This is a genomic window from Ruminococcus flavefaciens ATCC 19208 (assembly GCF_000518765.1).
GTDB lineage: Bacteria > Bacillota > Clostridia > Oscillospirales > Ruminococcaceae > Ruminococcus > Ruminococcus flavefaciens.
This window is the reverse complement of record NZ_JAEF01000015.1, coordinates 185,338-199,654: the sequence shown is the minus strand read 5'-3', so window position 1 is coordinate 199,654 and position 14,317 is coordinate 185,338. Positions and strand designations below refer to the sequence as shown.

The window sequence follows — 14,317 nt, the reverse complement described above, 5'->3', positions numbered from 1 at the left end:
CAACATCTACAACAACTTCTACTACAACAGAAACTACCACAACATCAATATCAACCACTTCTGAGGCAACAGAGATGACAACTACATCTGCATCAACAACCTCTGAAGCTACAGAGACAACAAGTACATCAACTTCGACTACATCTGAAACTACAGAAACGACAACAACATCTGCAACTTCAATATCAACTACTACAGAAACTACCACAACATCTACTTCTACTACAACTTCTGATACGACTACTGTTTCAACTACATCAACACCTGCAACAACCACAGAACCTATAGATTACACCGCAGGCGATGTAGATAACAGCGGAACTATCGATGCAGTAGACGCTTCCTATATCCTCGCTTACTATGCTCGCGTTTCTACAAATAAGGACGGCGGTTTCACCGTTTCACAGAAGCTTGCAGCAGATATAGACGGCGATGGTAAGGTAAATTCCGTTGATGCTTCTTATGTTCTTGCATTCTATGTTTACGTTTCAACAACAAAAGAAGACATCGTGACCATAATAGAATTTATTAAGAAAAAGTAAAATATTTTCTGCACGGAACTCCCCTTTTGGGGTAATGTCATTAAGCTAAGGAAAAGTAAAATAATCACAGGAATCAAAAAGATCCTGTGATTATTTTTTATGTATATAATGTAAATTTTTGCAAAAAGGTATTGACAAAAAGCCAAAAATGTGCGGCGCAGCTAATCAGATATACACATCTGATTGGAGGTTTTACCGTGCAAAAATACTGTAATATCGTCAAAAACAAGCTTAATACTCTTATCAGCAACATGGAGAAAAATATCTCTGATTTTGTAGTTGATCCTAAGAGAGATTTTGTTCGTAAAAGTGAGCTGTCTTTCTCAAAAACATTGAGATTCATTCTCGGAATGGGCAGCCAGACACTTGGCAAGGAGCTTGTAGAATTCTATGATTATGATTCAAAAATGGTATCTGTATCTGCTATCGTTCAGAGAAGAGCTAAGATACTTCCTGCTGTTTTTCAGTATCTGTTCCATAAATTCAATGAAACATTTTCTCAAACCAGTTTCTTTCACGGCTACAGGCTTTATGCTGTGGACGGTTCTGATATACATATTCCTACCGATCCTGATGATAAGGATACTTTTTATCGTGCAAATAATGATGTAAAAGGCTATAACCTCATGCATCTGAATGCTTTGTATGACATTATGAACCGTAGATATATCGATGCTGTATTACAGGACAGTCGCAATGAAAATGAGCATTCTGCTCTCATAAGTATGCTTGAAAATATCGGACATGAGTCCATTATCGTTGCGGATAGAGGATATGAATCCTACAACACGATCGCTCATCTTGAAAATAACGGCTTGAAATATGTGATGCGCATCAAGACAAGCGGTGGAATTGCTCATAAATTCAACATTCCCCATAATGAGGAAGCTGATTTTGCTGCAAATATTATTATTACAAGAAGACAAACTAATGAAGTTAAGGCTAATCCTGAACTTTATCGTTATCTTCCGCACTCTTCAAATTTCGACTTCCTTCCGAAAGAATCGAAAGATACATATCCTCTTAAATTCAGGATAATAAGGCTCAAGATATCTGAAGATAACTATGAAACCATTGTTACCAATCTCTGTGATGATGAGTTCTCTGCCGAAGATATAAAGATGATATACAAAATGCGCTGGGGGATCGAGACTTCATTCAGAGAACTGAAGTACCAGGTTGGTCTTATTGCTTTCCATTCAAAGAAAAAGGACTGCGTGATACAGGAAATCTTTGCAAGTCTTATCATGTATAACTTCTCTATGCTGATCACCGAAAATATCACCATAGATGACGATAAGCATAATGATTACCGCTATAAAATCAATTATGCTTTTGCTATAAATATCTGCATCAAATTCTTTCGCTCTGCACACGCAAATCCTTTTCTTTTGGAAGAGCTGATAGCAAGAAACAAGTGCCCTGTCAGACCTGATCGTATTGCTGATAGGAAAACTCGATATCATTCTGCTATTCCCTTCAACTACAGACTATCATAATTCTTCGATTATGTCAATCTTTTTTCGGGCAGATCTCGGATCTGTCTTTTCGTCATGCATTTTTTGCGAATGTAACAGCAGGAGTATGTCTGGTCATATTCCAAACATACTCCTGTTCTTTTTCGTATTTGATTAGCTTAATGACATTAACCGATTGGGAAGTCCTTTTGATATAAATAATTTCGTTTTCTCGTTCAGTTAAAGAAATAGGTGTTCACTCAGCTGTCGTGAACACCTATTTATAGCATTTTTTATTGGCAGAGCATACTAAACTCTAACTCGTAACTCCCACACTGCCCGAGACTACTTTTTCATTTCGCCAGAATTAATAATCTCAGATAATGCATAAAGCCACAAATCTTTAAACTAAGTAGTCTCTTATATTAAGGTTTTCTTCTGTACGCTGTTCCTCATCTATTATTCCAGGAACCAATTCGGTAACATATGTTTCTCCAGAAACAGGCTCAATGTAATAGCGGGTTTGTGCACCGGTATAGGATCTGTATAACACAACTATTTCATTGGCATCATTTGTTGTGACCTCCCAATAAACAGTGTATTCGTCCGAATCTGCCATATTTTTTAAATCAGGGTTCTTTGTTAAGCAATAATTCTTGATTGCATTCAAAGCCTGATCTTCTGTAATAGCTTCTGCTTCACTTGGCTCGGATGATGTTTCCTTGTTTTTATCAGACTGATCATCCTCAGTTTGATTATGCAGAGTATCCTCTGTTTGAGTGGGCTGAGTCGGCTCTGTTGTATTGTTTATCTGCTCAGTCTCTGTTACAGAGCTTGATTGTGCCTGCTGTAAAACTGTATTATCGGTTTTAGTGCCGCAAGCACATAAACCAACACACATAAAACATAAAGCAAATAATATCGTTTTCTTTTTCATAATCACTGTTCCTCCTAATTGTAGCATAGTCTATACTTTTCATACATCAAATAATAAAAACAATAATTTGAAATATATACATACAACATAAAAAATTATATCATAATGTTCTGTTAGAAACTAATCAAAAGTTGCTAAATTTAAAGGACGGCATAAAGCCGTCCTCATGTTTTTTAAGAAATTCTGTTAAGGTCTGCTTTGGCTTGACTGTTACATGGTATGCGTACATTTAATGCTTCATAAGGCTATTTAAAAGTCCCTTGCAGCCTTCTTCAATATCTGCGTAAGCTCTGCCAAAATCGCGGCTGTACCAAGGATCTGAAACGTCGTCGCCTCTGCCTGCAAAGGTAAGCAGTTTGTATATTTTGCTGTCTCTGTCGCTACCAAAAATACGGTTCATATTGCGAATATTGGCTGTATCCATACCAATGAAGTATTCATATTTTTCGTAATCCGCTTTTCTGAGCTGAACTGCAGTTTTTCCTGCACAGCCTATACCGTGCTTTGAAAGTTCAGAGCGTGCAGGAGGATAAACAGGATTTCCCAACTCTTCTGTGCTTGTGGCACTTGAAGCGATACAGAAACAGTCGCTGAGCCCTGCTTCTGAGACAAGCTTTTTCATTATAAATTCAGCCATAGGTGAGCGGCAGATATTGCCGTGGCAAACGAACATAATTTTTATCATATGTTTTTTCCTCTCTGCTTTGCTCTGTATTGTCATATGCTGCGCGATTTAACGTTATTTATTATTCTTACTGCCAATTTGACAAAGCAAAGCAAAAAATACAAAATGCGACAGGATTTTGCAAATTACAGACATCATTAGTAGTAGAAATCGTGAATTTTTACTACTAAGTGTTTATCGTTTCAATTCGCTTTCTTAATGCCCCTCGATATTATTTGCGAAAGGCGCACGTTTACACAGGAAAAAAAGGTATTCTCCTGCTTTTTCTGTTTCTTCGACATAGCAGCTCAAATCGTTCCATTCATAAGTGTCATCCAGTTTATCTCGCACATCAGACAGAGAAAGCTCTGATGTAAAAGTAATCTGTGTCAGACAGTCCACATGATTTCCCGTACCTGTAGTATTGCCGGTCTGAGATTCGGCAGAAATTATCTCGGTATTGGGAATTGCATCAACAATGTCACGGCGCAGACAATTTGTCTGTATACTGGTCGAGGCGTGATTGACGATCATACCGAAAATTTCAAATATTATCAAAAATAATGGTATGGCAACGATGCCGATAAAAACCTTTTTCATCGTTTTCATAATAACCTCCTAAAACAGCAGTTTTTTTAGCACGAAGGAATTCATATATTCCATCGAATGAGCTTTATTCCATATCATTATACCATAATTCTTACATTTCATCAAGACAAAAATGGCAATCCCCCCCGTTTAACGTTAATGACATTACCGAAACTGCGGAGCTTTTGTAATTAATATGCATGGAATGGTTGGCGCTTACGAATAAAGTCGAATTTGTTCGATTTTTATATCCACTTTCTTGAAAAAGGAAAAACAAAGCTAATTACTAATGAAAATAAGAATTTGCGGCTTTTCGTATAGCAAATATGACACAAGCCCCAATCATAACACCGCTCGTATTTAATATTATGTCATCAATATCTGTATGCCTTTCGGGACATAGCAATTGGGACAGCTCAATAAAGATAATAAAACAAATACCGGCAAACACAGTTTTTTTGATATTATCAAGCTTTCTAAAACAGATAGGCCATACTATTCCTACAGGTATAAACATTGCTATGTTACCGATAATATTGATAAGCCATCCATCATATCTGTCAAAGAGAAAAAAGAACGGGATTAAACTTATCATGTCAAACGGTGTCTTTGAAAATCCAATCGTTAGTGTACCTATTTTTCCATCAACAAAATGTAACGGGAAGTATACAAATCTAGCAATAACTATAAGGCATATGTATACAAGAAGCATCTGTATTTCGCGTTTTACCGAAAATTTCTTGAATCTGATCGCAATTATGAATCGCACAAGTATCCAAATGAGAGTTATAAAAATAAACATCTGTAGATAGGAAATCTCAATCATCGTCACTACATCATCCTTTCTTTAGCAGATAGCTTGATAAATCCCGATTTTTATTATTATTGTAAATTTATAAATCCAAGAATTTTTCGATAACGGTCATAATCTCCTCAAGACGCTTACCGCCGATACCTTTGATTTTACTCAGCTCGACTTCCAGTGCAGGAAGATCTATCGTCTTACCCTGATCTCCGAGCAACTCATCACCGTACTGAAGGATAAACTTTGTCAGAGTTTCACGATCCATTTTCTTTATCTTCTTATAGGTATCTCTATCAATTATTTCTTTTTGTGCCATTTTGTCACTCCTGTTCCGTTGTACTATTCTTCATATCAGTCTCAATTAGACTCATTATGAGCTCCGTCAGACTCATGCCTTTGGACTGAGCGTATTCCTTGTATTCGTCCTTTTTTCCTTTAGGTAAGTTTATGGTAAGCTTGTCACGGCTTCCTTTCATATACCTTATAGTTCTATTCTTGGCATTTTCGTTATACATAAATAGCTCCGATCCCGTTGCTACTTGTAGCAACGCAGCATATTTGGTACTCATAATTGTATCATATAGGGACGTTCCAGTCAAGCCAAAGAAAAAAACTGTAAATCTGCACAAAATAATAATTCGTATAGCCGTCTATATGTGTGCACTTATCCGAAAGCACATAAGAAATGTGATCATTTCACAGAAAAATATTGACGTATAGCCGTCTATATGCTATAATCTAAGCACAGAATTGAAAAAATATCCCGAAAACCAGTCAGCTGACCTATCGGCTCAAAAGCGGGGAGAAAGGAACTGTTATGAAGGAAACATATAGATCACTTGTTAAGCTTTATAAGTACAAGGGACACGAATATGCCATTGTTCAGGGAATTCATGACGGTATCATCAGAGCAATCAATTATAATTGTCTTGATGAAAACGGAAAAACTACTCAACCGTTGAACGGAATCGAGATGTTTTGCTCCAAGGAAGCCAATACGGTTGAGGAGATAATCAAGCGGATTAACCTAAAAATCGACTTTGATGAATACATCAAGCAAAATGACATTGACACCTCTGATATGAAAACTCTTGCAAGAGCATATAAGAGGTTCTATGAGAAGAATGAGAAAAAATCTTCCGTACAGGAAGAAGGACGGACAATATGAAAACAGGGGACGGTAAACTACAGTCCCCTTGTTATTATGATTTAGTCCTCATCGTCATCATCAGACCATGATGAATTAAAATGAATATCTCCTGTATCCATATCCATAGCCATATTATCGCCCATGCGCATCATAAAATCTCCATCTGAGTCGATAGCCATATTGTCGGAAATTGAATGGATAAAGTCACCGTCATCATAATCAAAGATGTTCTTACACATAATAATCCTCCTGTTCATTTCACTCTTTTGATTTCATGGTTGCTTGTTCCTGAAATGCGATGCACCTGATAAATATTACCATCAATATGAAAAGTAACCTTATTTCCTGCAAGAGAGTTTGTTATCATATTAGTACAAAGAAGATTAGCTTCATCATTCTTTCCACCAATCGAACTTGGAAAAATATGATGTATATTCCAGCCGCAAAAGATTTTCTTTCCTTTCCTTACAACGCAGAACTTACTATTACCATAAGCTGATTTACACATAAGGTTTCCGTGAAAGTCTTTCGCAAACTGTTTGTTTCCGAAATGCTGAGTCCATAAGCGCAGCGCATTTGTTTTTGTGATTTTCATAAATTCACCTCCAAACTGATTGAAAAATAAAAGTCCATACATTAATTGAGTGTAAGGACTTAATAGAATCAGTATTGAAGTAGCTTTACACACAACCTTAAAAAGACAGTTGTTTAAAACAATTGCCTTAATAATATATGGATGGGTGTAAAGCTTGGAAAACGAACGAAAAGTTCAAGACAAATTTGTCTATCGATAGCATAACGAGGGTGTACTGCTAAAGATAATCTCCGACAGGGTTACGGTATAGACATCGCAATGAATCTTGCTGAACTTCAAGGATACCTCGACTATCCCGATAATGGATTTAATAATCACATTATGTGTCTATCGATTGACCGAGTTCCCACACTCAATCAAACATGATATAGCAGTAACTGCATATATCACGCTTAAAGTATATCACTGATTAATCGTTTTGTCAAGGTGCGATTATATAAATCATTACCATGTGTAGCGGATAGTAAACATAGAAGAACCAACGATTGATTTTCTTTTTCAATGGAGTGCTGCTGCGGTCACGCTCACCGCTATATAGATGTATCGGTATCAGAGCGAGAAGCGCACCATAATTGAAAGTGAAGGAGGCAAAGCTGTCGTAGTATTTTAAGAATGTAATCGGCAGAATTATTATAGTTGCTGTGATAAATGCAACCAGCATCTTACACCTGTCTTTATTGAAAAAGAAAAATATTATAGTCCAGATTGGAATTATATAGCCCCAGTCCACAAACTGTGCAAATGAAATTGTAATTGCAGTTAATATACCTTTGGCTGTAAAGTCCAGCTTATCATTCGTCAGGATCAGCAAGCAGATGAACGAAAGCACCAACGCAAATAAGAAGTTCAGACTACATATAAACCGCAGTACACTGTCGGGTACACTTCCGTATACATATATATAATATACAGGCTGACTTATAGTAGCAAACAATAATAATCTTATGAAATACTTTTTTCTGTCATGCGTATATCTGAAACCTTCAGCGAGAAAGTAACACATGATAGGAGCCGTTGTCTTTCCTATCATGTGTAGGATATAATGCAGTGCTGTTCCAGATGGAACGAAAGTAAAAGCAATGTGGTCTAAGGTCATAGCTATTATCGCTATGACCTTTACTTGTGTTGCGGTCAATTTTCTCATAACTGAAATACTCCATTGGGCAGAACGTCAGCGTTTCGATGAATGTTCTCTTTGCTGACAAGCTCCTGAACATAAGTGCCAGCGCGAACCTGTTCGGCAATGGAGATAGCTCCGCTGAGTTCACGTATTTCTTTCTCAAGCTCTTTGACATGAAAGCGGAGCTAAAAAAATGTATTTTATTTCTTTTTGATATAATTTTCAAGAGAAATTATATCTCCTTTATCAGCAGTCGAAGCATAAGCATAGTAAGACAGTATCAGCGAAGCATCAATTGCATTTATTGCACCGTCGTTATTCACATCGGCAGCAAGCTCCTGATCAACGGTATATCCTCCGTCCTTATCGGTGGATATACGTGCGTAATACGCAAGTACTGATGATGCGTCTATGGCATTTATTAGTTCATCGCTGTTTATATCTCCGAGCTTGGCTAACTCTTTAAAGGTATAGCCGAATTTCTCAGCATATTTTTCAGCAGTAGAACCTTTATAACCCTTGATAACGCCCGAAAAATCTTCATCAGTATTAGAAATGGTCGTAGCCCAGCTATCACAGATCTTACATTCGGGATTAAATATGTATATCTCCTCAAGAGACTCACACTTAAAAAAAGCCTGTTGTTTGATCTCTTTCACTGATGCAGGTATTGTCACCGTTTTAAGAGAGGAACAGCTTAAAAAGGCGTTAAAGCCTATTTCGGTGACGGTTTCTGGAATGGTCAGCGAGGTTATTTCCGAACGTCTTTCTACTGCCTGATCGCATATTTTATTGACAGAAGAGGGAATGACCACATCTCCCGAAAGATCATAGTACACATAAACTAGCAGCCCGTTTATTATTATGAAAGGATCATCAATACTTTTCTGAGATTCAAACCACGGCGTATCCAAAAACGCAAGAGCACCGATATATGTTACGGACTTGGGTATGGTAATACTGCTCAGCTTTTCGCACCTTAAAAAAGCACTTGAACCGATATTTGTGACTCCGTTGGGGATAACTACTGATGTAAGGGATTTACAGCCCACAAATGAATAAGTATCTATGTTTTTCAGCGTGCTTGGAAGGGATAATGAGGTAAGGTTATTGCAGTAGCTGAACATTCCCATACCTATACTTGTGACGCCCTTGCCTATAACGACTTTTTTTATATCGTCCTTTAAGTCCTTCCACGGACACGGGGTCCTATCAAGAGCTTCGTCCATTTTTCCTGTACCGCTTACGGTCAGAGTACCTTTGCTGTCAAGCTTCCATGTGAGATCTTTGCCGCAGGTACCGCTGTTGCTGCTGTCGGCAGCTGACGCATAACGCAGGTTATGAGCAGGCACTGCTGTTGGAAGGAACATTCCTGACAGTATAGCAGCACCGAGAGTCATTGCAGTCATTCTTTTAGCTTTCATAATATCATCTCTCCCCATGACTTTTTATTTATCATAGCATATTCATGCTGAAATAGCAACAGATGCAAAAAAGTTTTTTCATTAAATATAAATCATGGGCATAATTGCCGTGTTATCCTGTGGAGCTTAGTCTGCATATGCCTGTATAAAAGCGAAACGCCGTCCATTGAGGACGGCGTTTTGCATTTTGAAATATAAGAACCTTTGCTATGTATTTATTTCATGTTTTTTATATTTTGAACTGAGTATTTTGAAAGGATTTATTTGAAACTGTATTTTATTATTTAAATGCGTATCTCATGAATGTATAGAGATGAGGCTTTACAGAATCAGCGCCGTGTCCGCCGCCAGGGATTGACTGGTAAACGTGTTCAACGCCGTTTCTTGTAAGGATATCGCTGTACTGCTTAGGGAATGTACCAACAACAGAGTCGTTTGTACCGCCTGTGATCATGAATACAGCGGGTTCAGGACCAACGTTTCTGAACTTCATTTCGCTCTCCTGCATACAACCGGGGTGTGTCATGAACATATCGCTGCCGGGTGTGATACCGGGAGCAGGGCAAGCACCGCCGACATATCCGAAGAGGTCAGGACGCATAAGACCGATGTAGATAGCCTCTCTGCCTCCCATAGAGAAGCCTGTGATAGCTCTGTTTTCTCTGCCTGTCTTTACAGGGTAGTTAGCCTCGATATAAGGGATAAGGCTGTCAGAGATATCATAGAGGAAGTTATCATATGCTTCGCAGGTCTCCTGATTGATACCGAAACCGCCGCCGCCGTTGCCGTTCTTGCTTGTGTACTGGCTTGGAAGAACGATGATCATTTCCTCAGCCTTACCTGCTGAGATAAGACCTGCAAGGAGCTCCTGAACACCCATACCGCTTACCATGCTGTTCTCGTCACCGCCGATGCCGTGGAGCACATACATTACAGGGTACTGCTTGTTAGGATTATAGTTAGGAGGAAGAACAACGTTACAGCTCTTCTGTCCGCCTGTGAATTTACAATTATATGTTTTCTTCTCGACCTTGCACTGACCGCTCTTCTCAACACCGCCGGGAACTGTAGTAGGCATATCCTGTCTGATCTGAGCGTTCAGACCTGAAGTAGCGTTACCGCCGTTGCCTGCGTCAGTACCGATAGTGTTGTTTGTGTCGTTGAAACCGCCAGCCATGCCGTTCCAGTCGATGTTTCCGCCGTTGTTCTGGTTGTTCCAGTCAAAGCCACCGTTATTCTGGTTGTTCCAGTCAAAGCCACCGTTATTCTGGTTGTTCCAGTCCCAGTTATTGTTGTTCCAATCGTTGTTTACAACACCGTTCCACTGGTTGTTGTTCTGATTGTTCCAATCCCATGTATTGTTCTGGTTCTGGTTGTTCCAGTCATTATTCTGACCCCAGCTGTTCCAGTCGTTGTTCTGCTGACCCTGATTGTTCCAATCAAAGCCGCCGTTATTCTGACCGCTCCAGTTGCTGAACTGGCTCCAGTCATTGTTCTGGTTCCAGTTATTCTGATTATTCCAATCCCAGTTATTATTGTTCCAATCGTTGTTTACAACGCCGTTCCACTGGTTGTTGTTCTGATTGTTCCAGTCCCATGTGTTGTTCTGGTTCCACTGGTTATTGTTGTTCCAGTCGTTATTCTGATTCTGGTTATTCCAATCGAAACCGCCGTTGTTCTGATTCCAGTTATTCTGGTTATTCCAGTCCCAGCTCTGGTTGTTCCAATCATTGTTTACAACACCGTTCCACTGGTTGTTGTTCTGATTGTTCCAATCCCATGTATTGTTCTGGTTCTGATTATTCCAGTCATTATTTTGACCCCAGCTGTTCCAGTCATTGTTCTGGTTCCACTGGTTATTGTTATTCCAGTCATTATTTTGCTGACCCTGATTATTCCAGTCCCAGCCGTTATTCTGATTCTGGCTGTTCCAATCGAAGCCGCCGTTATTCTGACCCCAGCTATTCCAGTCGTTGTTTTGACCCCAGCTGCTCCAGTCATTAGTCTGACCAAAATTGCCCCAGTCATTATTCTGGTTGCCCTGATTCCAGTCGTTATTCTGATTCTGGTCGTTATTCTGGTTCCAGTCATTAGTCTGCTGACCGCCGCCTGCACCTTCTGTAACAGTTACGCTCTTTACGTTTGCAGAACCGTTTGATCTGTAACCTTCAATATTGAGTGATACTTCGTAGAGAGTACCAGACATATCAAGACCTGCTTTTTCCCAAGCTTCGAAGTGCTTTGATACGTCAATAGTGCCCTTCATGTAGTTAGTCTGGTTGTTAGCCGAACCGCTCTGTGTACGAACGCTCCAGTACTGTGGGAATGTAGCTGTACCGTCGAGAGATGGCTGATTGTAACGCATAGACTTGCGTATGTCGTAGGTATTGCCATTGAGAGTTACAGTACCCTTGTTTTCGCCGTCATTTCCGGGTGGTCTCCAGTCGCCCCAGCCTTCTACGATGTAGTATTCCATGAGAGGGTTTCTGGTCCAGCCGTAAACACACATATAAGAGTTGCCTCTTGGTGTGTACTCGACGTCATAAGTAAGAACGATATTTCCGAAAGCCTTGTAATTTTTCTTCTGGCTGTCGTAATTCTTACCCATACGCGCAAGGAAGTTTTCAATGTTGCTCCAGGAACAGGTGAAAGAGCCTGCACCGGGGTTCATTGAAACCTGACCCTGACCGTTCTGGTTCCACATTTCGTAGTCGTATCCGCCGATATTGCCTCTTGTCTGCTGGTCAGCAGCTGAAGCAACAGCAGGGATAGCGGCTGCGAGCATCATTGTGGACGCGCCTGCGCCGATGATCCTTTTGATTTTTTTCAAATTCACTTCGCTCACTCCTTCTGAGTCTTTTTTTAGATTAAGTTATCCCTCAGAATTTAAACGAGCTCGTATGTCTATCTGTACATAATTATAGTATTTTGACGATCTGCAATACAAGCCAAAAATTGCTGTTAAAATAATAACTGACCATAAATTGCTATAATTTACTCTTGCTTTTGGCGGTTTTTCGTTTAAATAATGTTGTTTACAGCAATTTGGGGAATTTAACTTAAAATATAGTTAAGCGCATATTTTTACCAAAAATGATTAAAAATGAATATAAAAGCCAACGGCAGAATACAGACGTATATCTTGAAGCAAAAAGAAGCACCCGACTTTTGTGCAAGTCGGGTGTTTCAAATTCCATTATAAATAAATATTCAAAAACTGTGGTATCGACCGAAAAAGAAAATGGTATTAATAGTAGTAAATTTTAGTATAAATCGCCTATTATTCTCTCTACTCTTTTTAATGTCACAAGGCATTCTGCAATAAGTTTTTTGTCATCTTCGTGCATTAATTTCTTTATTTCCTGTTTCCCCCGTACAGTGGTTTCCTGTTTTCCCCATTCAACTACATCTGGTGTTTTTTGGTCGTATGAATTATTAAGGTTACCGAACATTTCAATACACATTGTCATTTCTCCTTATTATGTAGATTATAAAAATTGATTAAGCTTGGTATCTTAGTGTGATTTTTGGTTTTCGATCAATGTAGTTTTTGAATAAATTAAATGCAATTGGTTATCTTTTTCTTTCAGGATATTTTTTATAAAACTCCTCCTTATCGGCGTACATATTACTGTCCGCAGTTTGAAGGGCTTTTCTTATAGTTCCGACAGTAGCGTAGCACCAGCCTGCGGCAAAGCATACGTTGTCGGGAGATGAGGTCATTTCCTTAAAGTGTTCGACCTTTTTTATAAATACATCTTTGTCAGCTTCAAGTGCAAGCACCATGAATTCATCGCCGCCTGCACGGTAAACTTCATACTCAGGAAAGTGCTTCTGCAAGGTGAGGGCGGCGTCTTTCAGCAGCAGGTCGCCTGCAAAGTGTCCGTCGTTGTCGTTTACCTGTTTAAGTCCGTTAAGATCAGCGAATACTATTCCTACTGGCTCGTCGGAATCGGAGTTGTCTGCAATGAAGCCGTCAATGCGGTTATTCATGGCATTTCTGTTCATAACTCCCGTGAGAACGTCCTTTGAACTCAGAGTTTCAAGGCGGTTGAAAAGCTGGTGATTAGCCAGCTCGGAAGCTACGAAATAGGTAGTCAGTTCCAGAGTCTCTTTGATCTTCAGCGTCTGACTTACATCAAAATTAGTAGCCCAGATGAAACCGAGTATATCATTGCGGTATCTCAGGGGAAAGAGTATGATATTATTCACACCGCCTGACTTTATTGAATTATACCACACTGAATTGATCTTTTTGAGCCTTTCCCAGTCCTGATCGTCCTTTATGATAGCACAGGTACTGCCTGCAATAGTTTCATGCCATGTATCAACAATAGAAAAGAAATCATCAGTGACATAATCCTTCATAGGAGCCAGAGAAGCATTTTCTTTGATTGCTTCGCATAAAACAGAGCATTTTCTCTGTCCGAAATCAGTTGTAAGGATACAGCAGCGTTCAGCAGTGCTTATGCTGCGTATATCTGATATGACCTCGCTTATGGCGCTCATAAAATCATTGGCACCGCGGAGCTTCATACATATCTGCAATACATTTGATGCGATATCCGGAGCAATATTGGTCATCAGCTCATAATCGGGCATTTCCGAAAAGCTTTGCACATATGCACAGTAGCCGATGTTTGGCTTGTCTGATCTCAGCGGAAAAGCTGTCAGATGTATCCAAATAGGCATTCTTTCGGGATGTATATATGTATGCAGCGTTTCGCCGCGGATAGCACTGTTATAGCAGAATTCCTCAAAATTCTTGTCCTTGGGGATATAATGCTCATAAGGCTGATTCGGGACAAACTCGGTATTATATATACCTTGTTCGCCGATCTTATTGCGGTTTTCTTCCGTATTTTTGAAGAAGATACTATTACCTGTAACAAGGCGTATGTTTCCGTAAGTTCCGTCAGGGAATACTTCAACTGAAAAAACACTTGCCATTGCATTTATATGTTCTGAAAAGAAATGGAAGTCAGAATTCATAAAGATCCCCCTTGAAGCTGCAACAGCTTATATTTTATTATAA

16 protein-coding genes are annotated in these 14,317 nt (G+C 39.3%); 3 read left to right on the top strand and 13 right to left on the bottom strand.

From position 1 onward, the window contains the following. Nucleotides 1–542: dockerin type I domain-containing protein (locus L870_RS19475; protein WP_028517093.1), on the top strand; the 542-nt coding region annotated here is incomplete at its 5' end. 197 nt (nucleotides 543–739) lie between these two features. Beyond that, nucleotides 740–2,041 carry an IS4 family transposase gene (locus L870_RS0104345; protein ID WP_037271132.1) on the top strand — a complete coding sequence of 434 codons (1,302 nt, stop codon included), beginning with the start codon at nucleotides 740–742 and terminating at the stop codon, nucleotides 2,039–2,041. Between the two features lie 361 nt (nucleotides 2,042–2,402). Here the strand turns inward: L870_RS0104345 and L870_RS0104340 are convergent, their stop codons facing one another. The 6 genes from L870_RS0104340 to L870_RS16620 form a co-directional block, all read right to left on the bottom strand. After that, entirely contained in the window at nucleotides 2,403–2,936 is a 534-nt protein-coding gene (locus L870_RS0104340; RefSeq protein WP_028517091.1) for a hypothetical protein, read from the bottom strand. A 229-nt stretch (nucleotides 2,937–3,165) separates the two neighbouring features. After that, nucleotides 3,166–3,621: a low molecular weight protein-tyrosine-phosphatase gene (locus tag L870_RS0104335; RefSeq protein ID WP_028517090.1), complete on the bottom strand. Its 456-nt coding sequence runs from the start codon at nucleotides 3,619–3,621 to the stop codon at nucleotides 3,166–3,168. Nucleotides 3,622–3,816: 195 nt separating this feature from the next. Beyond that, a complete protein-coding gene (locus L870_RS0104330) occupies nucleotides 3,817–4,209 on the bottom strand; it encodes a hypothetical protein (protein ID WP_028517089.1) in 393 nt (130 codons plus the stop codon). A 265-nt stretch (nucleotides 4,210–4,474) separates the two neighbouring features. Beyond that, entirely contained in the window at nucleotides 4,475–4,900 is a 426-nt protein-coding gene (locus L870_RS0104325) for a VanZ family protein (RefSeq protein ID WP_242836485.1), read from the bottom strand. 181 nt (nucleotides 4,901–5,081) lie between these two features. Further along, complete coding sequence (locus L870_RS0104320) at nucleotides 5,082–5,309, bottom strand: hypothetical protein (protein ID WP_028517087.1); 228 nt, start codon at nucleotides 5,307–5,309, stop codon at nucleotides 5,082–5,084. A gap of 4 nt (nucleotides 5,310–5,313) precedes the next feature. Further along, the gene (locus tag L870_RS16620; protein ID WP_037271127.1) at nucleotides 5,314–5,508 is read right to left on the bottom strand and encodes a hypothetical protein; all 195 of its coding nucleotides are present in this window, start codon (nucleotides 5,506–5,508) and stop codon (nucleotides 5,314–5,316) included. A 302-nt stretch (nucleotides 5,509–5,810) separates the two neighbouring features. Between L870_RS16620 and L870_RS0104310 the strand changes: the two genes are divergently transcribed. Further along, a complete protein-coding gene (locus L870_RS0104310; RefSeq protein WP_028517086.1) occupies nucleotides 5,811–6,161 on the top strand; it encodes a hypothetical protein in 351 nt (116 codons plus the stop codon). A gap of 41 nt (nucleotides 6,162–6,202) precedes the next feature. Here L870_RS0104310 and L870_RS0104305 read toward each other — a convergent pair whose 3' ends face one another. From L870_RS0104305 to L870_RS0104275, 7 genes are all read right to left on the bottom strand, one after another. Then, the gene (locus L870_RS0104305; RefSeq protein ID WP_028517085.1) at nucleotides 6,203–6,382 is read right to left on the bottom strand and encodes a hypothetical protein; all 180 of its coding nucleotides are present in this window, start codon (nucleotides 6,380–6,382) and stop codon (nucleotides 6,203–6,205) included. 14 nt (nucleotides 6,383–6,396) lie between these two features. Then, complete coding sequence (locus L870_RS0104300) at nucleotides 6,397–6,738, bottom strand: hypothetical protein (protein WP_028517084.1); 342 nt, start codon at nucleotides 6,736–6,738, stop codon at nucleotides 6,397–6,399. Nucleotides 6,739–7,159: 421 nt separating this feature from the next. Continuing rightward, the gene (locus tag L870_RS0104295; RefSeq protein WP_028517083.1) at nucleotides 7,160–7,882 is read right to left on the bottom strand and encodes a TraX family protein; all 723 of its coding nucleotides are present in this window, start codon (nucleotides 7,880–7,882) and stop codon (nucleotides 7,160–7,162) included. Between the two features lie 176 nt (nucleotides 7,883–8,058). Beyond that, on the bottom strand, nucleotides 8,059–9,282 hold the full coding sequence (locus tag L870_RS18355; RefSeq protein ID WP_051411410.1) for a leucine-rich repeat protein: 1,224 nt from the start codon (nucleotides 9,280–9,282) through the stop codon (nucleotides 8,059–8,061). Between the two features lie 280 nt (nucleotides 9,283–9,562). Beyond that, nucleotides 9,563–12,118, bottom strand: coding sequence for a glycoside hydrolase family 11 protein (locus L870_RS19215; RefSeq protein ID WP_051411409.1), 2,556 nt, complete (start codon nucleotides 12,116–12,118; stop codon nucleotides 9,563–9,565). Nucleotides 12,119–12,545: 427 nt separating this feature from the next. After that, a complete protein-coding gene (locus L870_RS0104280) occupies nucleotides 12,546–12,746 on the bottom strand; it encodes a hypothetical protein (RefSeq protein ID WP_028517082.1) in 201 nt (66 codons plus the stop codon). 109 nt (nucleotides 12,747–12,855) lie between these two features. Further along, nucleotides 12,856–14,274, bottom strand: a complete 1,419-nt coding sequence (locus L870_RS0104275; protein WP_051411408.1) for a GGDEF domain-containing protein — start codon at nucleotides 14,272–14,274, stop codon at nucleotides 12,856–12,858. Nucleotides 14,275–14,317: the final 43 nt, after the last annotated feature.

Excerpts from the sequence above, each read along its gene's own strand:
- L870_RS0104340 (WP_028517091.1), bottom strand. The coding sequence starts at position 2,936 with ATGAAAAAGAAAACGATATTATTTGCTTTATGTTTTATGTGTGTTGGT.
- L870_RS0104335 (WP_028517090.1), bottom strand. The coding sequence starts at position 3,621 with ATGATAAAAATTATGTTCGTTTGCCACGGCAATATCTGCCGCTCACCT.
- L870_RS0104330 (WP_028517089.1), bottom strand. The coding sequence starts at position 4,209 with ATGAAAACGATGAAAAAGGTTTTTATCGGCATCGTTGCCATACCATTA.
- L870_RS0104325 (WP_242836485.1), bottom strand. The coding sequence starts at position 4,900 with ATGCTTCTTGTATACATATGCCTTATAGTTATTGCTAGATTTGTATAC.
- L870_RS0104320 (WP_028517087.1), bottom strand. The coding sequence starts at position 5,309 with ATGGCACAAAAAGAAATAATTGATAGAGATACCTATAAGAAGATAAAG.
- L870_RS16620 (WP_037271127.1), bottom strand. The coding sequence starts at position 5,508 with ATGTATAACGAAAATGCCAAGAATAGAACTATAAGGTATATGAAAGGA.
- L870_RS0104310 (WP_028517086.1), top strand. The coding sequence starts at position 5,811 with ATGAAGGAAACATATAGATCACTTGTTAAGCTTTATAAGTACAAGGGA.
- L870_RS0104305 (WP_028517085.1), bottom strand. The coding sequence starts at position 6,382 with ATGTGTAAGAACATCTTTGATTATGATGACGGTGACTTTATCCATTCA.
- L870_RS0104300 (WP_028517084.1), bottom strand. The coding sequence starts at position 6,738 with ATGAAAATCACAAAAACAAATGCGCTGCGCTTATGGACTCAGCATTTC.
- L870_RS0104295 (WP_028517083.1), bottom strand. The coding sequence starts at position 7,882 with ATGAGAAAATTGACCGCAACACAAGTAAAGGTCATAGCGATAATAGCT.
- L870_RS18355 (WP_051411410.1), bottom strand. The coding sequence starts at position 9,282 with ATGAAAGCTAAAAGAATGACTGCAATGACTCTCGGTGCTGCTATACTG.
- L870_RS0104280 (WP_028517082.1), bottom strand. The coding sequence starts at position 12,746 with ATGTGTATTGAAATGTTCGGTAACCTTAATAATTCATACGACCAAAAA.
- L870_RS0104275 (WP_051411408.1), bottom strand. The coding sequence starts at position 14,274 with ATGAATTCTGACTTCCATTTCTTTTCAGAACATATAAATGCAATGGCA.